Genomic DNA, 20,965 nt, shown 5'->3' with positions numbered 1-20,965 from the left:
CAACCAGTTTCCCTTTATACAGGTATCCAAACTAATAGGATGATTGCCGTAAGTCCGCTAACTTCGCTTCTGTAACGGTGTTTGCGATAGGAGTAAAAATACAGCAGTGAAGGTTGTCATCACCGTTAATATTAGAAAAGGTATTCAATTGGAAATATAATTGCCCGGCTGCACAATGATCAAACGTGTAGTGCATTGCTTTCTTCTGCTGAACATTATGCAATCGCCATAACGTTTGAAACTCCTCGGATACCAGGCACATCTGCTGGACGAAAGCCTCGAACCAAGCATCGCTGGCATTTTGGTCATAATACGTCCGGAATACGCCAATCGTAAAATCCGCAAACTCTTGCCAGTTCACCAACTGCTCACGCAGGTTGGGATCTGTAAATATTAATCGTGTCATTACGCGTTCATCAGCGGGAATAGCATGGAAATCGGTAATGATTTCGGTTGCCAACCGATTGTACGCCAGCACCTCGGTTCGATGATTCGCAATAATGGCGGGGTAGTTCACTTGGTCGATAATGGCCTGAAGTTCGGGGTATGGTTCTCCGGTGTTTAGGCTGGCATTCCGCTCTCCTCCGTAATCGGCCAATCGAAACAAATGGGCCTGCTCATCCGAAGACAATTGCAAGGCCCGAGCAACACTTTCAATGACTTCCCTTGATACGGAAGCAACCCTGCCCTGCTCCAGCCAGGTATACCAAGTGATGCTCAATCCCGCAAGCTGGGCAACCTCTTCCCTCCGCAAGCCCGGCGTTCTTCTTCTGCCGTAACGGCTAGCAATCGCGACGCCCTCCGGCTTTATCCGTTCCCGGCGGGACTTCAGAAAGTCTCCGAGTATTTTAAACTTTGCGTTTTCTATCGCCATTTAACCACACCTTGCGCAAGAGATTCAGAAAATGACTTGATGTTATAAGAGCATAGTTAGCCCAGTAGGCTTTCGACGAGGCTCTTATCCTCGAATCGCGTGGACAGAACTACAAGCGTCGAGGAGAAGCCGAATGCATGGCAGCGCTCAAGGAAGGCTTCCAAGGTTTCGCTTGTTGCGGTTACGACCTTTAATAAATAGTTGTACTCCCCGCTTGTGCGGTATAGATCGACAATCTCAGGCGCCACCTCCCCGAATTCTTCGAATTCCTTGCAGTTATTCGATTTGAACAGAACAAACGCCGTTGTATGCTTGCCAAGCTTAGACGGCGATAGCACCGCCCTATAGCCTGTGATGACTCCCTGTTCCTCCAGCCTCCGAAGCCGCTCCGTGACTGCTGGCTGTGACATCGTAATTTTACGGCTCATTTCAGAAACCGTTATGCGGGCATTCTCATGAATGATCGACAAGATCTGATTATCTATTTGGTCCATAATCCGTGCACCTCATTTTTTAAAGGTAGGTTTATAAAACAACGATAAAATAAAGGTTTCAGCCTCCATCTTCCTTCATAATCCCATTTAGATTGTAAACCAATTTCAGTAAAATTCCACTATAACCAGTAAGGGGGCGGATAAAATGACGACGAAGCCAAATGAAACTGCCGCTAGCAATAGGCTGCACTACTTCACGGCCGATGATAACGTTCGAATCGCTTATCGGATCGACGGATCAGCCAGCAATCCAGTCTTGATGCTTGCCAACTCCATCGCCACTACGATGAATATGTGGGATGGCCAAATCGCAGAATTAGCCAAGCATTATCAAGTGCTGCGTTATGACTATCGGGGACATGGCAGTTCAGATACGCCTGCTGGCCCGTACTCGTTCGACAGGCTGGGGCGCGATGCCATCGAACTGCTGGATACCCTTCATATCGAAAAGGTGCATTTTCTCGGGCTTTCACTAGGTGGCGTGATCGGCCAATGGCTCGGCATCTACGCTCCTGAGCGGATCGACCGGCTGGTCTTAAGCAATACTTCCTCCTATCTGGGACCGCCCGAACAATGGCAAGGGCTAATCCAAGCTGTGCTGCAGCCCGAGAATCTACCCGAAATCGCCGACACCTTCTTAAAAAACTGGTTTCCTCCACATATGTTGGAACCAGTGGCTGCAATCGTCCGCTCTTTTCGGGAGATGGTGCTTACGACTCGCCCAGAAGGAATTGCCGGAAGCTGGGCGGCAATCCGTGACATGGATATGCGCCGGACAGTTTCCCTCATCTCTAGCCCGACATTAGTCATTGGCGGCCAATATGATACCGTGACGCTTCCTAGCCACAGCGAATTAATCGCGGACACAGTGCCCAGCGCAACACTGGTCCTGTTACCGTCCGTTCACCTGCCGAACATCGAATATGAGCACGAATTCCTTAACGCTGTGTTAGGGTTTTTGCAGAATTCGCATGAGTGACCTAAGCCCGGAGCTCGGCTGACAAACCTATCTAAAAATGCTAGCATGTAATGTAATAATATCCGACCGATTACGATGCGAGCATGGAGGGAATAGGGACGATGCTAGAGAACCGTCGCCTGAAAATTATAACGGAAGTCCAGCAGCAGATGCTGTTATCCAACTTTGATCTAAAGCTGTTTATGCATACAATATGCGATCGGATGTGCCTGTTAACCGAAGCCGACGGTTCTACGATCGAGATGCTAGCGGGCGATGAAATGGTATATGCCGCCGTCAGCGGCACTTTGCAGCCCCATCTTGGCATTCGGCTCAATAAGAACGGCAGTTTATCCGGGCTATGCGTGATGGAGAAAACGATTTTGTATTCCCCGGATACGCAGCAGGACGATCGCGTCAATAAGGAAGCGACGAGGAAAGTCGGCGCACGAAGCATGGTTTGTGTTCCCTTGTTTGAATCTAACAATGCTGTCGGCGTGCTGAAAGTCATCTCTAAACGCCCGAATGCTTTCTCAAACCGCGATATTGAGACGCTGCAGCTGCTGTCCCTCGCCCTTGGCTCAGAGCTGGGCAAACAAATCAACTACGACGACAAAATCCGGATTTTGAACGATTACGAGCAATTATTAATTCAATTAAGAGCAGAGATTGCACGGCGTGAAAAACTAGAGCGTGAGCTTATTCAATTGACAGAACGCGATATTTTGACGGGCTTGCTGAATCGTAGAGGCTTTAGCGCTCGCATCCAGGACTGGGTAAAGCGCGCTGGGCAAGAAGAAGAACTATTCGGGGTGTTCTACCTCGATTTGAATAAATTTAAGCAATGCAACGATACGTATGGGCATGAGGCCGGCGATCTTGTACTCGTCGAATTTGCGAACCGCATCAAAAAAGTGATGCACGAATCCGGCCTGGTCGCGCGTGTAGGCGGCGATGAATTTGTGGTGGCGGCATGGCTACCGAACGGCCGCGATAGCTTGATACATGTTGCCCAGCAGTTAATCGCGCAAATGGAATCCCCGATGCCAATTAAGGGGCTTCAAATTCCGATGGCCACTAGCGTCGGCTGTACGCTATGGACAGCAGGCATAACGGAGCTAGAGCTCATGCGTGCAGCGGACCAAGCGATGTACCTCGCCAAGGCCAATGGCGCCAATCGAATTGCGGTTAATGGCGAGCTGATAGGATAGGATATATACGTTGAAGAGCCCATTTCACTATTGAAAGGGCTCTTCTTTGTTGGTTAGAATGACGAATTAGATTTACATTGGGCCTGAAACTTCGCCTTGCCCTCCATCACATCTTTCAAAAATGCTTTGGACGCCTCCAACTTTGCCTCCAGCTCTTCAATATATTTAATTTTCCCCGTCACCAATGCTTTCTTCTCTGTTGCAGAGCTCTCACTTATAAGTACCGTTAATTCCTGAACCGTAAAACCTAACGTGAGCAGCATTCTCACATCCTGCAAGTATTCGACCACGCCTGCCTTATATACGCGATAGTTATTGTCATCCCTAGTTATAAACTGCTCGGGGATCAATTGTTTGCGCTCATAAAATCGCAAGGTCGATATCGGCCGCTCAGTCAGCTTAGAAACCTCATTCGCTTTCATAACCCATTCCCTTCTGGCCTACATGAAATTGTATTTGCTATGAACAAAGGTTCATAGTTCATACTGCCAACATGAAAACCAGAAACGTCCCCACTGTCAAAATAACTGGCCACATCAGAAGGATTTGCCCTAATCGGCTGGCTTGCTCTCCTTTGCCCGAATAGGGTAGGAAAATCTGTCCTAAAACCGGACCGATCGCCGGTCCGGCACGAGGCTGTCGAGAAAGCATCGACAGCTTGTTCCCCTCAATGGCCTGCGTCCATGACGACAGTCGGATGGGCGGATTGCTCCTTCGCCGGCCGCTTAAGCGTGAACGCCAGCACCAATCCCACAGCCGCAACAATGGCGATTAGTACATACGCGTTGTGAAACGCATGCGCCATCGCGTCCGGCATCGGCGCCTCGCCTTGGCTCACATAATGATTCGTCCGGCTGACGAGCAACGTCGTCAATCCGGCTATAGCAAACGATCCGACGACCTGCTGGGCAGCGCTCGTCAACGAGGTCACCTTGCCAACCAACTCCTTAGGAGCGGTTTGGATTAAGTGCGTATTCAAAGCGATGAACGACATTCCCGTTCCGAACCCAATTAGCGCTCGAGGGACTAGGAACAGCCACGGGCTATCGCTCGAATCGATGAGCGAGAATAAGTAAGCGCCCACCGTAAGCAAAATTAAGCCGCCGATGACCAACGGGCGCGCGCCGATTCGATCGAATAATCTTCCACTGAACGGCATCATCGTCGCGGAGGCTAGCGCCTGCGGCAGTGTCCACAATCCTGCTTCAAACGCACTCATACCCATCAGGCGCTGCATGAAATAGGGGATAGCAAAGATCAGCCCGAACATCGTAAACTGCATCACCCATTGCACAACAATCCCGCGAGTAAACTGCATCGACCGGAATACCCTCAGCTCCAACAAAGGCTCCTGCTTCCGCCGAAGCTCGACGATAACGAAAAACGCCATAGCGGCGACGCCTACGACTAGGCCGGTAACCGTCTTCGCAGAAGTCCATCCCTCTCCCGCTTCACTTAACCCGTACGACAATCCGCCAAAAGCAAATGGCGCAAGCGCAATACCCGCGAAATCGAGGGATACCGACGCCTTTTTCGGAAGATTCGGCAAGAACAGGATGCTCATAATCACACCGGCAATTCCAACCGGAATGTTGATGAGGAAAATCCATTGCCAATTGACGTAGTCGACCAAATAGCCCGCTACGACCGGACCAAGCGCTGGGGCAAGCAGGACAGGTACGCCCATCATGCCCATAATTTTGCCCACTGATTCGGGCGGGCTAATCCGGTAGGTCATCGCGAAGGCGATCGGCACAACCATTCCGCCGCCTAAACCTTGCACGATACGAAACGCGATTAACTGCTCTGCCGTACCCGCGAAGGCGCAAAGGATCGAACCGATAGTAAATAAAATAATCGATACGATGAACGTCTGCTTTGCCCCAAAGCGGTCGGAGAACCATCCCGCCATCGGAATGACCACGGCCTGAGCCAGCGAATAGCCGGTAATCGTCCATTGGATGAGGCTCAGTGAGCTATGCAGATCATCTGCAAGTACCGGTATTGCGACATTAACCGCCGTCGTATCCAATATGACCATGAACAAACCGACGACAATTGCAATTAACGGACCAAGGAGCGAACGGACAGGCAGCGACCCGTTTGCGTTGGCTTCTGCGGACATGTGAATCTCCTCCAAGCATAATCATTTTCTTGCCATTAAAGTAACACATGCGAGTATACAAAGTAAACTAAATATATAAAAAAAGTTTAGTTCGTATATGTCGTATGAAAATCTGGCGAGATGATCTATACTTAAGTTGGTTACTCTGGAGGTGCTGCAAAATGTCAGAAATCGATTGCGATCCGCTATTCGAGAAACGGGAAAAGCTCGTCATGCGCTTAATGCCCTACGTCAACAAAAACGGCTTCAGCTCGTTAAAAATGGATGACGCGGCCAAATATATGGATATTAGCAAAGCCACGATGTACAAATATTTCGCCTCAAAAACCGAGATCGCGGAATGTCTCATCGATAAATTCGTCTTATACGTGTCCAATCAAATGTTAGCAGAGGCTCCCCCGACAATGTCGCCCGAGCCGCTCTCACAGCCGTCCGCAGAAGAACGGAAGTTCTACAACGAGTCCTTCGCCCGGGCGTTTAAGCTTACAATCAAGCTGTCGTTCTACTTAACCGACGTCCTGCTTCAAGACCTAAACGCCGCCTATCCCGACTTGTCCGCCAAGCTTGCCCAAGCCGTAGAGCTATGCAAAAACAAACTTGCTGAGTACTTCGACAGCGGCATCGCGATTGGCGTATTCTATCCCATCAATGCGCGCATTTATTTGACCCAAGTGGACCTCGTCTTCCGCAAGCTATTGGATCCCAAGTGGCTCATGCTGCAGAACATAACGATGAAGCAGGCGTTGATCGACTTCTACAAGTCCATCAAACATCAGGTGTTCTACGAGAAATGGATGGATGACGATGATTCAGCGATCGAGGCGTATTTTGACACTTTGATCGCGGGCATGCGTGCGTTTGATTAAGAAGAGCCTCCTTCGTTGATGAAGGAGGCTCTTTTTAATTGGAGTGTTGATATCACCCCTTACAATATTTACAGGAATAAGGTGATAAATATGGTATAATTTTTACAAAACTATAAAAGGGGATATAAGAAATGAAACAGAAAAAACCGTTCTATAAAAAATGGTGGGTTTGGGCTATTGCAATTATAATTGTTGTAATTGCTGTAAATGGCAACGATGATAACAAAACGGTCACAGACAAGAAGAGTACCGATTTGGCTGTTACTGAACCGATAAAGGAAACGCCAAAAGAGGAAACAAAGGCAGAGGATAACGTTCCTAAAGAATATAGGTCTGCTTTGAAAAAAGCTGAAACGTATGCAGAAACAATGAATATGTCAAAAAACGCCATCTTGGCGCAATTAACTTCAGAATACGGTGAAAAGTTCTCTGCAGAATCAGCCAAGTATGCAATGGACAATCTTAAGTTTGATTGGAAGGCAAATGCTTTGAAAAAGGCAGAAACATATTCAAAAACGATGAACATGTCTAAACAAGCAATCTACGATCAACTTATTTCTGAAAATGGTGAAAAATTCACTAAAGATGAAGCACAGTATGCGATTGACAATCTAAAAGCAGATTTTAATGAAAATGCCTTAGCAAAAGCAAAGAACTATCAGGAAACCATGAACATGTCACCCGAAGCAATAAGAGACCAACTAACTTCTTCATACGGTGAGAAATTTACAAAGGAAGAAGCCGCCTACGCTATTAAAAATTTAGATAAATAATACGAACAAATGCCCCTATCTGTAAACGGTGGGGGCTCTTTTTTCGTTATGAAGGAACGACGAAGCAGAAAATAAAATAAGCTGACCCCGGTAATGTACCGAAGCCAGCCGGTAAAACAGCGTTTTATTTCATTGCCCTTTTACGCCATAAACACTTTAACCGCATTGATTGCTCCCGAACGGTCAAAAATCCCGTTGCTTGTTTCTGCATCAATTACGGTGCCGCCAATCGTTCTCGTATTGCCGTTGCTATATTCGATTTCGATTTTTGTATCGCTTCCGAAAATATAGGTAACCGGTATTTGGCATAATGTAAATGCTAATGAACGGCTTGGCAGAGCAATTTGCTTCTGAGCGCCAGACACATCAATGTAATCAAATTTCCCTTCGTTTTCCAAAATTTCATTCGGCAAAATAAACTCCGAATCAAATGTCAGCTCACCATTGTGCACGGATAAGCCAAGCTCGCCCCGACGCGCTAAAATATCCTCTTTTACCTGCCCTGTCATGCCAGGCTGCTGTGCAATCCCGCTATAAGAGGTGTGCGAGTATGGATCAATCGGGAATCCGCCCCATGCCTCAGGGGTTTTGTTAAAGCCAAGCCCACTCCGCAATTGGTAATAAGCCTGCTTGAGCTGGCCGCGTACGTTCGCATCTTCTCCCGCCTTCTTCGCAGCATAGAAGCTTTCCTGCACGCCCAAGATGAACTTGGAATTTTGGTGCCAATAAATACAGCCCACACCTTCGTATTTGTACATAACGCCAGAGCGTCCTGTAAATTGGGAGTGGTGGAACACTTGCTCATAAATCTCCCGCAAGTATGGCCGATCTGCTTGCACCAGCTTCGTATAGGCTTCTTGTTTTTCAATACGGTCCAGCGCAGCAAGCAAATCGTTTTCAGACGAGAAGTCTCCGTGGAATCTGATATTGCCTGACGAATCAGTTTGCACGATATCCGTATTTTTATCGCTTAGCAGCTTTTGAATCAATTGTGACTTGCCAGCCGCATCAGAAGAAATGATGTTCTTCTCTTTAAATGATTTCGGATGGCTAATCGGATAAAGATAGAATGAGCGATGCTGAGCGCTATATAATCCGCTGCTCTCCATCGCACTCACCAGTTCAAGCACTTCGTTCGAGCTAAGCATTAAGCTGTTCAATATAGCCGTTTGGCCTTCAAGCATCGGATACAGATATTTTACCTCCGCTTTGTTGTCCGACAGAGCCAGAAGGTTATAAGCGTTATACAGGCCGTCTTCACGCTTATTGCTGCTGATCGTTGCATCAACATAGGATAAAGCAAGCTTCAAGAAGCTTTGCAAATCCGCATAGGATACTTGATCGCCTTTATGCAGGCCATTTTCGTACAATGCCTTGCGGTATTCACCGTAAACCGCTCCAAGCTCATCAAGCATACCCTTGCGTTCAACAGCGTTAATGTTAGCAGGCGTGTATTTCTCGAATACATCCTTAACGCCCAAGAGCCAGCCAAGCACTTCGGATGAAAACGGAACGCTGCTGCTATTCGCATTGTCCAATATCTCGATACTCAGACTGATATGGCGGCGCAAATGGCATACCGTTACAACCGACAATCCATTGCCGACGATGGCATTATTGGCATCATTCCATTCCGGCCGCTGCGTATTCATCCAAATACCGCCGTGCATAACGAGGTTTGATAGCTTTGCCAAAATAGGAACGAGCAGTTTTTCGGCGAAGGATACCGCATACACGCTATCGCCCTGCCACAATAATTTGGCGTCACTGCCTTGGGCAGCGGCATTTTTCTCTTTTTCCACATCTTTGTTATGGTCAAAAATAATCGTATCTTTGCTGTTAGCTACAATATCAGCATACGGTTTGATCACATATGGAAGATCAGCATAGCTGAACGCTTCGCCATTCACTAAGGATGCCAGCTTGCTCGTGCTGAAATCGCGTACGATTTCCAGAAGCTTTGTAAGATAAATAATTTGATGGTCGCCCCAATAGCCAAGCGAGCTGAACGGATCTTCCGGCTCTATTTTCTCCCAGTCAATTCCGTTCTTGCTAATGCGATAAGGGTTGAAACCGTCGGCTGTCGATGCATTCAAGAACTTTACAACCATGTTGTCGATATACTCAGGATAGCTTAGGCACATGGCCTCCCAGTTTTGGAAGATGTCGCGCCAGTTGCCCTCATAATAAGAAATAGGCGTGCCGTCTTCGCTTTTAATTTCGATATTAAATCGATTCCACGGCCGTGAAGGGTCGCCATGGCGACGGGAGAAGCTCAACGGCAAATATTCGTAAGCAAGCCGCAGCACATCGGAATTGCCGTATGCTTGTGCAGCCTTTTTCAATGAAAGGATCGAAGGATCGGTTTCAAACTGCGCCCAGAAATCTTTATGCAGGCTGTAAGCCGCGACATTCCGATTTTGGACAAAGCTGATCAAATCAGTAAAATCAAACGAATAGGCATCGATAAATACGCCGCCGCGCATGTTGTTAAACAGAACATTATTATAGTGATTCACTACTTTGTTTTTATCGGCGGTTTGCTGCAGCCCGTCCGCTATGGCCACTATGTTCCGCAAGTCCGTATCCGATTTAACAAGGTCCTCGTTAAGAAGGCTAATGCGATCCTCCTGTGCCAGAGCGTCCACTTGAACTTGGCTAAGATCCGCATCCAGCACGATGCGCCATTGTGTGCTTTCACCTGATGGTAGCGCGAATTTTTGGTGCAAAATAAAGCAGCAGCGCTGTCCCCGAACAACATTGTCGACCGATTTTACGCCACCGCTGCACATTTCATCAAACACGCGAGCTGTCAGGCACACACCCGGCTTATGCTGCGATACGAACCATGCCACATTGGCGTGCAAGCTCTCTTGCGGATCAGGCGTATCGTTGATTTTGGAAACAAGCGAAAACGTCGTAATGCCTGTTGTATCATCCGTTTCTGCTGATTTGTAAGCATCTACAAGGCTGCTTCTATTCTCTTGCAAAACCGGATTGACGTCTGCTGGCAAAATATTTAAGATGCCATCAAGAATCTCCACTTCGCAATTGTCGTTGTCATTCTTCAGCGTTGATGTTCTGACGATGCCGTAGCGTTCGCTCATTTCCCACTGATACGAGAACGTCAATCCGAGGGATTCGTTCACTTCTTCGAAAATCAGGGAGTTGCCAAGCACGCTCTTATACATATTTCGCGTGACATCATATTTATTAGCATAAGTTAAGACAAATGGTTCCCACAGGCAGGACTGTTCACCGGCCGTAATGCGGATCAGCGTTTTAGGGCCGGACTGGTATTTATCATGAATTTTATCCTCGGTTTCATAAGGAAACAGGGAATACTCTGAATTGCGGCGGCCAGCGCAAAGCCCGCCGTTGGACGACAAGAACATCCATACATCACTGTTGCTCGGCAGCGTTATAAAAAACGGCTGCATCTCATTGTATTTGCCTATTTTGTAGTACTCTTTACCAGAAATATTCACAAACCCGTTTGTGGTGCCCATTGTTCATCAACCTTTCTCAGTAAAATGTTAAATCGAAACCGGTTTCGATTTTTCGAAAAAGAAGGCGTTAACCTTCCTGCCCATCATTACAGCTCCTTGCAAGACTCCCGAATAACCAGCTCCACGGGAAGCACAATGTTGACGATTGACCGGACCGACTCGATGGACTCGATTAGAATTTCTGCCGCCTTCGTCCCGAGAAGCTTAGTATCCTGGCGAATCGTCGTCAGCGCCGGGGTTACATAGCTTGCCAGCTCGATATCGTCAAAGCCAATAATAGACACATCCTCAGGCACGCGCAGCCCCTTCTCTTTCAACGCTTTCATAGCGCCGATCGCAAGATTGTCGCCGGCTGCGAATACCGCCGTAGGCGGGTCCTCCAACGCCAATAGCTCGAGCATAGCCTCATAACCGCTCTCCAACGTGTAATCGCCGCCCTCGATGATATAGTCCGGCCGCTTATTCAGCTTCAACCTTTGCAAAGCCAACTCGTAACCTAGCTGCCGTTGTTGTCCGGCGAAGTAATAGCTCCCGCCAGAGATATGGGCGATCTTCCGGTGTCCCAAGCCTTGCAGGTATTGAATCGCCTGGTAGCCGCCATTCAAATTGTCGGAATAAACGGTGCCAGCCTTCGTCGATTCGCAATCCAACAGCACGCAGGGAATATCGCTGTCCAATAGCTCCTGCATGCCCGGGTTCCGCGGATCCAACAGAATCACGATGACGCCGTCCACGGAACGGTAGCGGCAATGCTCCAGATAACTGGTTTCCTTGCCTCCGATGTCCTTCGAAATAAACATGAGATCATAGCCTCTGGACTCCGCTTCGCTCTTGAAGCTTTCAATGACTGCATTGAAGAAGGGATGGCGGATGCCCATGCCCGTGGATTCCACGAACAGAATTCCCAAAGTCCAGGAGCGCTTCGTCGTTAATGTCCGCGCGCTGGAGTTTGGCAGGTAGCCCATTTCCTTGGCCGCCTGCAGCACCTTCGCCTTCGTCTTCTCGCTGACGTCATGATAATTGTTGAGCACCTTGGAGATCGTGGTCGGCGAGAGTCCTGTTTGTTTGGCGATATCATAGATTGTAACCAACCAATTACCCCTTTTTTTCGAAATTTCGAAACCGGTTTCGATTATATCTGAATTGTAATTCCATTTTCCCTGATCCGTCAATATAAAATGATTTGTTTCATAGCAGCATTTAAGCATCTTGTGAACGCTTGGTCCCTACATTAATATAACACCCGCTTCTTTCCAAAAACGTATCTTAGGGTCACTTTTCAATCCAATTAGGCCCTATTAGCTATAGGATAAAATCAAAATCAAGGGCACCCGAATTGGGTGCCCTCTATGTCTCATCTGCGATGCGTTCATATTCTTTACTTTTTAACAACAGGCACCCAAAATTCGCCATAGAACGTGCCGTCGCCGTTATCTTTGCGATATGTCGCATTGGGACCGCCGATGTAAGCATAGTCCGTATTTTGGGACAACACTTCACCGAAAGCACGGTACGTCAACTCATCAAATAACGTTTCCTTATCGCCATTTCCCCCGACTACGATGTACTCACTATCTGGGAACTCGATAATGCGCGTTGCGTCAGCCACTATTTTGCCGGATTCTACAGCAAAATAGTTCCACGGTTTTCCTTGATAAACCTCATTTACTGACCATTCCCGATCGTTTTTGGCCGCGTCTTTGAGCTTTGCAAATCGCCCGTCAGCCTTTAGTCCGCCCCAGAATTCAGCCTTCTCCTTTTGCATGGCCGCCATATCCTGAAAGTTGGACTGAATAGAGAAACCATAACCGGTCAATGTGAATGATTTTTTTTGTTCCAGTGTGTATTCTGCCATGTGAACGCTCCTTTAATAAGATTTCATTTCTGGAAAGTCTTTCTATTCACTTAGCCTTCAATCCTTTTGGCGCGAAGCCACATTTCACCATAGTACTCACCGTTGTCTGCCGCTTTAACAGATGTTGCGTTGCCAGGGCCAACATATTTGTAATCGGTAATTTCATTCATCATACCACCAAAAACCTTACCTGTAATTTCATCAGCAAGCCGCTCCTTGTCAGCGCCTGTGCCAGGCACGACGATATAGTCTCCCGCAAGGAAATCGAGGACAACCGCACCTTCCACGTTAAACTCGCCCATCACGCCGAAGCCGCGCCAAGCCTTGCCATCCAGTACGTAGTTGATTTGATATTCCGCCCCATCGGCGAGAGCAAGAAGCTCAGCAAGCTTGCCGTTCTCAGTAATTTCAGCTTTTTTCGCCGCGGTTTTGGCTGCATTGCCCGCCCAGTCGTTAAAGTCCTCGAATGCAACACCGAAAGCCGTCATTTTGTAGCTCTCTGCGATCGTTTTGATGGAATAGTTAGTCATAATTGTTCTCTCCTTCGTGGGTTTGTTCTTTACAAGATTGATTCTATTTGCTGAATGTATCAAAAAATGATACCTTTTATTTAAATCAAAAAATGACAGCAGTGGAGGGAGTTGTTACACCGACGTTATGAAGAAAACAGAACGAGTGAACCTGATCATGCGCTACATCAACAATCGGGCGCATTTTACGATTGCCGAGATTCAACGGGAGTTCAAGATATCCCGTGCGACGGCGATCCGTGACATCGATGAAATTCAGGCGTTGGGTTTTCCGCTGACAACCGCGCTTGGACGCGGTGGCGGCTACAACGTCTTGCAAAATCAGTATTTGCCCTCCGTCCGCTTCACGCCAGAAGAGCTGAAGGCCATATTCATCAGCTTTATCGCTTCCAAAAATTCGCAGCTGCCTTATCTGCACAATCGTCGTTCCATCACAGAAAAGCTTATCGGCATCGCGTCGCAAACCCAGCAAGACGAGCTAATCGAACTGAATAACATCTTGCTGTTTGAAAATACGAATCCCGCTAATCCGAATCTATTGGAGCTTGATGATGCGGCACCTGCCGAGCTTAACCAGCTGATATCGCTTGCTGTGCGGGATAAGCACTTGCGTTTGACTTATGAAATGAGTCCCGGCTGGACGCAGCTTATGGACGTTTTTTTACTGCATATTTTCAACTCGAATGCGCAGTGGCTGGCCGAGGTTTATGATTTTGGCACAGATGAGTTTCGTTATTTGCCTGTTGATATGCTGAGGGATTCAGCTATTTCTGAGGAGAAGATGAAGTGGCCGGAGCAAGAGATTTTAAATAAGAAAAGGATTGGTGCACGTGGGGCCAATCTTGTTGTAAAGCTTGATAAGATTGGCATCCAGCGCTTTAAACGCATGCACCCGCCGGGGATTATTTTATCTTTTACTGGGATGTTCCAGTCGAGCGGAATTTTCAGTATTCAGCTGGATGTGGCCGATGTGGAGACGCTTGCCTATTATGTCGATTGGCTTTTGTTTCTGGGCAAGGGGGTCGAGTTTGAACGGATTCCTAATGAGCTGCGCGTGATCTTGGAAGAGCGTTTAGGAAGGCCGCCAACTTATACGGGGATTACTACGGAATAAACGGCCTGAATCGATGTCCTCCGCATCCATGACACTGCCCAACATCCGTTAAGCTAACGAAAAAGAGCGAAGTTCGATAAGTTTTATACAATTCTTCTATATGCATTGTCGGGCTTCCCCTCTGTATACTCGCGAGCGAGTATGCATTGTACCGCTCTTTTGGCGCTAGCCGTCGCGGCATCGGCCAGCAGTTCGCCATGCGACGCCCATTCCCCCGCTACATACAAGCCGGATATCTCCGGAACAGCGGGTCCTGGCTGATGCTGGCGTCTCATATGCAAGAAATCATGGCAAACCGTGATTCGAGGAAGATATTGCTTCGCAACCAACTCGCCCCGCCAACCCGGCTGTACTAAATCTAGGGTTTGTTCTAACGCTTGCAAATCCTTTTCCGGGTCCTTCTCATCCCCTTGATACTTCATCACAGATATGACTTGAGCGCCATCATCGCTCAGATAGGCTGCACGGGATTGATTGCTGAGAAAGACCGTTTGATCGATTCCATAAATGAATTGCTGTTTCGGCTTCGGGAGACGCCGCAAAGCGACATCCAAACAAGCGGCAGTAACCTCGATGGCCTGTTCCCTCCAGGCATGAAGCGCAGTTGCTTCCGCGTTCGGCACCAATTGATGGGCAACAGCAGGGGGAGCGGTGAGGATGATATCCTGCGCTTCGACTAATATGCCATCTTCGCATCTAACATGCTGTACAGCTCCATCCCAGTGCTCGATGGCAACAACTTTGCTGCCCGTCAACAGCCTTACCCCACATTTAACTGCCATTTCCCGAAGCTCATCAATTACGGCTCCCCACCCACGATCCAGGTACAACACCCCTTGAAGGGAATGTTGAAGTTGCTGCAGTACCGGACCGGCAGCCTGCATGTCTGGTGCTGCCACATAGCTGGCCGTACGCAGCAGAGCGTAGAAAACATTTCGTACCATGGCATCATGCAAATTGCTTTCAATCCACTCGCGCAAGCTGATGTCGTCGTAGAGCTGGGTATCCAGCTTTCCCAATTTCGTTAGCCAAGAAGCAAGCTCTAGCTTGCCTTTCCAAGATAAGAGAGGGGTTGTGAGCAGGGATTTAACGCTCATGGGCATCGTATGCAGCTTTCCCTTCCATATCCCATACGCATCAATTGAAGGCTGATTGCCTTCTAGGCGCAGCCCCAATTCACGGAACGTTGCAAGCGCATCTCCATGATACAAGGCATGCCCGCCGAGGTTAAAATAAACCCCTTTTTTCTTATTGGTAACGGCCCGCCCTCCCAAGCGATCCTGTTTCTCAATCACAATCGTTTGTTTTCCCGCTTTTGCCGCATAGATAGCTGCCGTTAACCCCGCTACTCCTCCACCCACAACTGCGATGTCGTATTTGTGCATCGTCATCATCCCTTTCGCTTTGGTACCCGTATAACGGGGAAACGAAGTGAAATGTGACAGAATTAGAAAAAAGAAATCGTCAGCCCTCGTACGGTTCAACTTAACTGCACGCTAGTTACTTCTCCTCCAGCAACATAATCTCTTCCCCCTGCTGCTGTCTCAGTTTAATATTCTCTCTTCCCCAAGAACACATGACATCAACAATCATGTTTGCTGTTATGCCATATTCCGTAAGGCTGTATTCGACCTTCGGCGGCATCTGCTGATAGACATGCCTGCTTACGAGTCCATCACTCTCAAGTTCGCGAAGCTGCGCAATGAGTACCTTTTGGGAAATGCCTTGAATACTGCGTTGCAGTTCACTTGTTCTCTTTGTACCGCCCATTAACAAGCAGATAATTAGTGATTTCCATTTGCCGCCGAGTATCTCCAGTGTTGCTTCAATGCCTAGGTTATATTGTTTCATACATAACACCTCGTTTTTCTGAACAGCGCGCTAGCCGAAACTTCAATTATCGCATGCCTAATTTATCGGGTCCAATACTTACTTTGAGGTAACGATCTTACTTTATTGTGTGTATTTTCATTTTTTAAGATCGGCGTGATAATGATGCTACACAAGCAGAAGGCATTTTCGTGATCAATTAAACATAGACGGAGAAAGGAAGCTTCTATCATGAAAACATTAGTCATTGTGGCGCATCCCAACCTGGAGGTTTCAAGAGTCAACCAGCGATGGAAAGAAGAATTGCTGCGGTTTCCAAACCATATTGCTATTCATGAGATCTATAAAGAATATCCGGACTGGAATATTGATGTTTCTAGGGAACAGAAGCTATTAGAGGCTTATGGCCATATTATTTTTCAATTCCCTTTGTATTGGTACAGCTACCCGCCGTTATTGAAAAAATGGTTTGACGATGTGTTTGCGTACGGATGGGCTTATGGTTCTAAGGGCGACAAGCTGAATGGTAAAAAGCTAGGGCTTGCCCTATCAATAGGCGATAAAAAAGAAAACTATTCGCCCGATGGCTCCGTTTCCTTTACCGTGGATGAAGTGATGGCGCCTTTCCGGGCCAGCGCGAGACATGTGGGTGCCATAGCGCTTCCCTGCCATTGCGTCTTCGGCGCCTCATTCCAAGCCAGCGATGAACAAATCAATGAAAGTGCCCAAGCATATATAGACTATATTTTGAAGTGTCAGTAACATTCCTTCGTATGAATTTTGAAGCAATTGCGAGATTAAAGGAGTTTCTTTTTTATGAAAACACGTTGAAAGCATTGTGCGCCTACGATCCTTTTAGCAAACCGAAATACGAACGCTTGTTTTTGGCATTTGCCTTCTTTTGCCATCTACTCGTATCATGTTTACAGTTCCTTTACTACTTACTGGGGGTAAGAAAATGAACCAGAATTCGTCTTATCGAACAAACATGATCGGCGGTGATGAGGTTAGTGCCATCTCGGTCGACATGGATACACGCAGTATTCATGAAACAAACAGCTTGTTTTGGGACACAAAAGGAAATGATCTTTTAGGAGCAACCTCACTGCCGTTATATGGAGCATTTGTCTCGGAAGAGAAGTGCCATCTTTTCGGAGACGTCACGGGAAAGAAGATGCTAGAAATAGGCTGTGGAAGCGGCCACTCCCTGCAATATTTAGGCGAACGCCAAGCATCTGAACTATGGGGAATGGATTTATCGGAAAACCAAATCGAAAAAACAAAGCAGCATTTGACGGCATGCGGACTTTCAGCCACGTTGGTCTGTTCCCCCATGGAAGCGGAATGTGGCATACCAGCTGATTATTTTGACTTTGTTTATTCGATTTATGCCATCGGCTGGACAACCGATCTTCAGGGAACTTTTCGCCGCATTGCTTCTTACCTTAAAAAAGACGGAGTATTTATTTTCAGCTGGTCTCACCCGATACACAAATGTGTTGCTGCAGAAAATGATAGGCTTGTTTTTAAAAAATGTTATTTCGATGAATCTTGGTATTCAGTAACTCTTGGCGAAAGTACGCTAACATTATCGGACCGTAAGCTATCAACCTATGTGAATGCGCTAGCAAAAGAGGGATTTGCCATTGAGCAAATCATTGAGGAATCTGATGATGAAATTATACAATCGAATAACGGCGATTTTGCAAATAAAGCAAAGATGCTCCCTGTAACCTTTATTATTAAGGCAAAAAAATTATAGGGTTTATATGATTAACGTAAAGTTTTCCGAAACTGTCCCGGCGGCAATCCAGTCCATCTCTTAAAGGACCGTATTGCTTATGTGGGCATTTCCTTCATTTATAATCGTCGATATTAAAATCGATCTGGTAAATATCGGCCGTACCTGCTTTGTTGCTCGTATAGAACAAATATTTGCTGTCCGGACTGACGTTAGGGCTGTACTTAATGGTCCCGGTGTCCCCTGGCAACTTGATTGGCTGGGGAGTGCCCCATTCATCGCCCTGGCGAAGACTAATGTACAACGTACTTCCGCCGCGGGCAAATATAAGGTAGCTTTCATCCGGGGCTATATAGGGGGACTCGTCGTTTTCGCTCGTATTAATCCCGCTTCCAAGCGACTCAGGCTCTGTATATTTGCCGTCCTTCCAATTGGATACGTACAGATCGATCTGGCCACTGCCTCCAGGCCGATTGGATTGGAAATACAAGTTGCCACTGGAGGCAACCGAAGGCAACCACTCCTGAAAGCTGCTATTGACAGGTGCGCCTAGCGAAGAGGGTTCCCCCCAGTAATCGCCGCTTCGCGTTGCCATCCATAGGTCATTATCTTGCTTCGTGCCGCTGGTGGAGCGATTGGAGGCGAAAAATATTTTGCTGCCATCCCGCGTTATGAATGTATCCCCGTCCTGGGAAAGTATCTCTGGTGCGAGCTTAGATTTTTGCGGCGTGCTCCATTGCTTATTCTCAAAATGTGATTCATAGATGGTATATTGCTCATAGTCCCCGCGTTGAAAATAGATGGCAGTTCCGTCCGGCGTAAAGGAAAACGACCATTCCTCTGCTTGCTTGGTGGAAATAAGATCTGGCGCAAAAAGGACAGGAACTGGCATTGGCTCCTTGGAGCTATAAGGAAATGTGCTTCTTTGGGCAGCGCACCCACCTATAATGAGGCACGTACAGGCAAGGAGCGGTACAAATAATCGAATGGAAAATTTCAAGGCCATTACCTCCGTTTCAAATGGTTGGTGCAAACGTTTTCGCAACCATTATATTGCAGAGTTTCCACCTTGTAAACAAGCAATCCAATCATAGAACCAAATAAAACGACCGTCCCCCGGCCAAATACAGGGAAGCAGTCGTTTCGTTATCATCCTACTCTAAAGTAACTGAATCAGCGCTTCTAACTCATCAACTAATCTTTTTGCAAGTTCAAAATTCGTATCTTTTAAAGCCAATTCAATTTTCATTTCAAGTGATTTTTTCTTTTGTTCCGTTTCCAGATAGTCTTTATCAAAATGGCTCGCATAGATCATCTGTCTAAATTTTCGCATGCTCATTTTTCGAATCGTCTTATCTTCAATAATTAGAACATAATCCATCCCATTTACAACCGAATAGAAATCATGGGATATCATGATAATCGCACCTTTATAGCCTTCAATGGCTTTCTCCAGTGCTAGCTGGGTATAGGTGTCCAAGTGGCTTGTCGGTTCATCAAGAAGCAGTATGTTTGCTTTACTCGCAGAAACCTTAGCCAATTGAAGGATGTTTTTTTCTCCGCCAGATAAAGATTCTATCTTTTGGCTAACCATTTCTCCTTCAAAACCATAGTTAGAAAGATACAATCTGATTTCATCATACGTTTTAAACCCTGCCTCAATGAATTCTTCTAGTATTGTATTAGAATCCTTTAGCACTTCGCCTTGCATCTGAGATAAATAAGCTACTTTAGCATCAACATTTATTTCAATTGCATCATGATTATTTTTAAAGATATCTCGGAGCAACGTCGTTTTCCCAGTACCATTTGCACCGATAATCGCTACTTTATCTGTAGATTTGATCTCAAAGCTAACATCGTCCAAAAGCAGCTCATCAAAGGCTACGCGATAGTTATTGACACTTACAACAGTGGTGTCTTCCATCTCATTATCAATGCCAAAACTGATATTCGGCTGCTTAATGTCAACGAATGGCGCTTTAATTCTACGCGCTTCCAATCTTTCTTGAAATCTAACTCGAGCTTTTAACGCTCTGCCTCTGGATGCTTCTGAATTATAAGTTGCAATAACTCTTAGATTATTGATAATTTTCTCGTTTCTTTCACTTTCTTCTTTCTCAGCGACTGCAAGTTCTTGTAACTCGATTTTGGTCTGAAGCAATGAGAAGTTATATTCTATATATCGACCATCAAACTCTTGGAGCTCCGTGTTTTCAAGGTGAATAATTTTGTTGAAACAATGATTTAACAGATACCGGTTGTGCGTGACAACGAGCAGCATTCCTTTGTGGGAATTAATAAGCTTTTTAAGCGCGTTAAGGTTCTCGAAGTCTAAAAATACATCCGGTTCGTCCATAATCATCAAGTCGGGACGATTAAGCATTTCCTTCATTACTTGAACAAGCTTGAATTCCCCGCCGCTCAGGTCCGATACCTTAGAATCCCTTCGCTTCATAAGGTTTGCTAGATTTAGCTGCTTATCAATGGTACTTTCAAAATCTTCCCCACCCATTGCTTCCAATGCGTCTAAAGCCAATTGATACTTTTCCAGTAACGGTTCGATATCCGATGACGTTTCCATTTCCGTGCATATCGATTGAATTTCATTTTGAACCTTTATAAACCGTTCTCCGATATATTCAAAAACGGTTGTTTCTTTCGTGTTGTCTAGTTCTGGAAACTGGCTCACATACCCAATCGTCCATTCTGGGGCCATCTCTAATTTGCCATCGAATAGATACCTTTCTGGGGCCATCAGTATATCGATCAACGTACTTTTCCCACTGCCGCTTGTCCCTATAAAAGCGCAATGTTGTGCTTCTTTTAACGTAAAGGAAACGTCGTTGTATAGTTCTTTATGTGGAAATGAGAAGGATAAGTGTTCAACTTTTATCATCGTGTTACCTTTCTTATAACTGAATTAGTGATCATCATTAGATGCTAGCGTAACACCGTTTACAACCAACTTCAAACCATTTGTATCCCCTCTGATTCCGGAATTCCCCTTTGTGGCATGCTTGCCGGGCCTCACAATTCCCCAGTCGAACTGAAAGGCTTCTTATTCTTAATACAACAACGATCC

Annotated in this window: 19 protein-coding genes; 7 read left to right on the top strand and 12 right to left on the bottom strand. The window is 46.6% G+C overall.

Annotation, left to right across the window (positions count from 1 at the left end; translation table 11 throughout):
* Positions 1–31: 31 nt before the first annotated feature.
* On the bottom strand, positions 32–874 hold the full coding sequence (locus GON22_RS13705) for a helix-turn-helix transcriptional regulator (RefSeq protein WP_160396662.1): 843 nt from the start codon (positions 872–874) through the stop codon (positions 32–34).
* 56 nt (positions 875–930) lie between these two features.
* Entirely contained in the window at positions 931–1,368 is a 438-nt protein-coding gene (locus GON22_RS13700) for an Lrp/AsnC family transcriptional regulator (protein WP_160396661.1), read from the bottom strand.
* Between the two features lie 145 nt (positions 1,369–1,513).
* Between GON22_RS13700 and GON22_RS13695 the strand changes: the two genes are divergently transcribed.
* Both GON22_RS13695 and GON22_RS13690 read left to right on the top strand, forming a co-directional pair.
* The gene (locus GON22_RS13695) at positions 1,514–2,347 is read left to right on the top strand and encodes an alpha/beta fold hydrolase (protein WP_160396660.1); all 834 of its coding nucleotides are present in this window, start codon (positions 1,514–1,516) and stop codon (positions 2,345–2,347) included.
* A gap of 101 nt (positions 2,348–2,448) precedes the next feature.
* Entirely contained in the window at positions 2,449–3,537 is a 1,089-nt protein-coding gene (locus GON22_RS13690; protein WP_160396659.1) for a sensor domain-containing diguanylate cyclase, read from the top strand.
* Between the two features lie 53 nt (positions 3,538–3,590).
* On the opposite strand, the gene GON22_RS13685 is transcribed toward GON22_RS13690, so the two are convergent.
* Positions 3,591–3,959 (bottom strand): MerR family transcriptional regulator, encoded by a 369-nt coding sequence (locus GON22_RS13685; RefSeq protein ID WP_160396658.1) that lies wholly within the window; start codon positions 3,957–3,959, stop codon positions 3,591–3,593.
* 245 nt (positions 3,960–4,204) lie between these two features.
* Positions 4,205–5,662, bottom strand: coding sequence for a DHA2 family efflux MFS transporter permease subunit (locus GON22_RS13680; RefSeq protein ID WP_160396657.1), 1,458 nt, complete (start codon positions 5,660–5,662; stop codon positions 4,205–4,207).
* Between the two features lie 212 nt (positions 5,663–5,874).
* Here GON22_RS13680 and GON22_RS13675 point away from each other — a divergent pair, with 212 nt between their 5' ends.
* Together GON22_RS13675 and GON22_RS13670 are read left to right on the top strand one after the other, a co-directional pair.
* Positions 5,875–6,528, top strand: a complete 654-nt coding sequence (locus tag GON22_RS13675) for a TetR/AcrR family transcriptional regulator (RefSeq protein WP_442954378.1) — start codon at positions 5,875–5,877, stop codon at positions 6,526–6,528.
* 131 nt (positions 6,529–6,659) lie between these two features.
* Positions 6,660–7,301: an Ltp family lipoprotein gene (locus tag GON22_RS13670; protein WP_160396655.1), complete on the top strand. Its 642-nt coding sequence runs from the start codon at positions 6,660–6,662 to the stop codon at positions 7,299–7,301.
* Positions 7,302–7,441: 140 nt separating this feature from the next.
* On the opposite strand, the gene GON22_RS13665 is transcribed toward GON22_RS13670, so the two are convergent.
* From GON22_RS13665 to GON22_RS13650, 4 genes are all read right to left on the bottom strand, one after another.
* Entirely contained in the window at positions 7,442–10,810 is a 3,369-nt protein-coding gene (locus GON22_RS13665; protein ID WP_160396654.1) for a hypothetical protein, read from the bottom strand.
* A gap of 86 nt (positions 10,811–10,896) precedes the next feature.
* A complete protein-coding gene (locus GON22_RS13660) occupies positions 10,897–11,901 on the bottom strand; it encodes a LacI family DNA-binding transcriptional regulator (protein WP_160396653.1) in 1,005 nt (334 codons plus the stop codon).
* A gap of 287 nt (positions 11,902–12,188) precedes the next feature.
* Positions 12,189–12,665 (bottom strand): GyrI-like domain-containing protein, encoded by a 477-nt coding sequence (locus GON22_RS13655; protein WP_160396652.1) that lies wholly within the window; start codon positions 12,663–12,665, stop codon positions 12,189–12,191.
* A gap of 50 nt (positions 12,666–12,715) precedes the next feature.
* Positions 12,716–13,195 carry a hypothetical protein gene (locus GON22_RS13650; RefSeq protein WP_160396651.1) on the bottom strand — a complete coding sequence of 160 codons (480 nt, stop codon included), beginning with the start codon at positions 13,193–13,195 and terminating at the stop codon, positions 12,716–12,718.
* A gap of 127 nt (positions 13,196–13,322) precedes the next feature.
* On the opposite strand from GON22_RS13650, the gene GON22_RS13645 reads away from it, so the two are divergent.
* Positions 13,323–14,309 (top strand): helix-turn-helix transcriptional regulator, encoded by a 987-nt coding sequence (locus tag GON22_RS13645; RefSeq protein WP_272898793.1) that lies wholly within the window; start codon positions 13,323–13,325, stop codon positions 14,307–14,309.
* A gap of 83 nt (positions 14,310–14,392) precedes the next feature.
* Here GON22_RS13645 and GON22_RS13640 read toward each other — a convergent pair whose 3' ends face one another.
* Both GON22_RS13640 and GON22_RS13635 read right to left on the bottom strand, forming a co-directional pair.
* Entirely contained in the window at positions 14,393–15,694 is a 1,302-nt protein-coding gene (locus tag GON22_RS13640) for a phytoene desaturase family protein (protein ID WP_160396649.1), read from the bottom strand.
* 115 nt (positions 15,695–15,809) lie between these two features.
* A complete protein-coding gene (locus GON22_RS13635; protein WP_160396648.1) occupies positions 15,810–16,160 on the bottom strand; it encodes a winged helix-turn-helix transcriptional regulator in 351 nt (116 codons plus the stop codon).
* Between the two features lie 210 nt (positions 16,161–16,370).
* On the opposite strand from GON22_RS13635, the gene GON22_RS13630 reads away from it, so the two are divergent.
* Positions 16,371–16,901, top strand: coding sequence for an NAD(P)H-dependent oxidoreductase (locus GON22_RS13630; protein ID WP_160396647.1), 531 nt, complete (start codon positions 16,371–16,373; stop codon positions 16,899–16,901).
* 196 nt (positions 16,902–17,097) lie between these two features.
* Positions 17,098–17,901, top strand: a complete 804-nt coding sequence (locus GON22_RS13625; RefSeq protein ID WP_160396646.1) for a class I SAM-dependent methyltransferase — start codon at positions 17,098–17,100, stop codon at positions 17,899–17,901.
* A 94-nt stretch (positions 17,902–17,995) separates the two neighbouring features.
* Here the strand turns inward: GON22_RS13625 and GON22_RS13620 are convergent, their stop codons facing one another.
* Together GON22_RS13620 and GON22_RS13615 are read right to left on the bottom strand one after the other, a co-directional pair.
* Entirely contained in the window at positions 17,996–18,772 is a 777-nt protein-coding gene (locus GON22_RS13620) for a PD40 domain-containing protein (protein WP_160396645.1), read from the bottom strand.
* Positions 18,773–19,039: 267 nt separating this feature from the next.
* Complete coding sequence (locus GON22_RS13615; RefSeq protein WP_160396644.1) at positions 19,040–20,779, bottom strand: ABC-F family ATP-binding cassette domain-containing protein; 1,740 nt, start codon at positions 20,777–20,779, stop codon at positions 19,040–19,042.
* Positions 20,780–20,965: the final 186 nt, after the last annotated feature.

The organism is Paenibacillus sp. MMS18-CY102, from assembly GCF_009789195.1.
Taxonomy (GTDB): domain Bacteria; phylum Bacillota; class Bacilli; order Paenibacillales; family Paenibacillaceae; genus Paenibacillus_T.
Note: the sequence above shows the minus strand (reverse complement) of the source record. Positions and strands in the feature narration are given on the sequence as shown.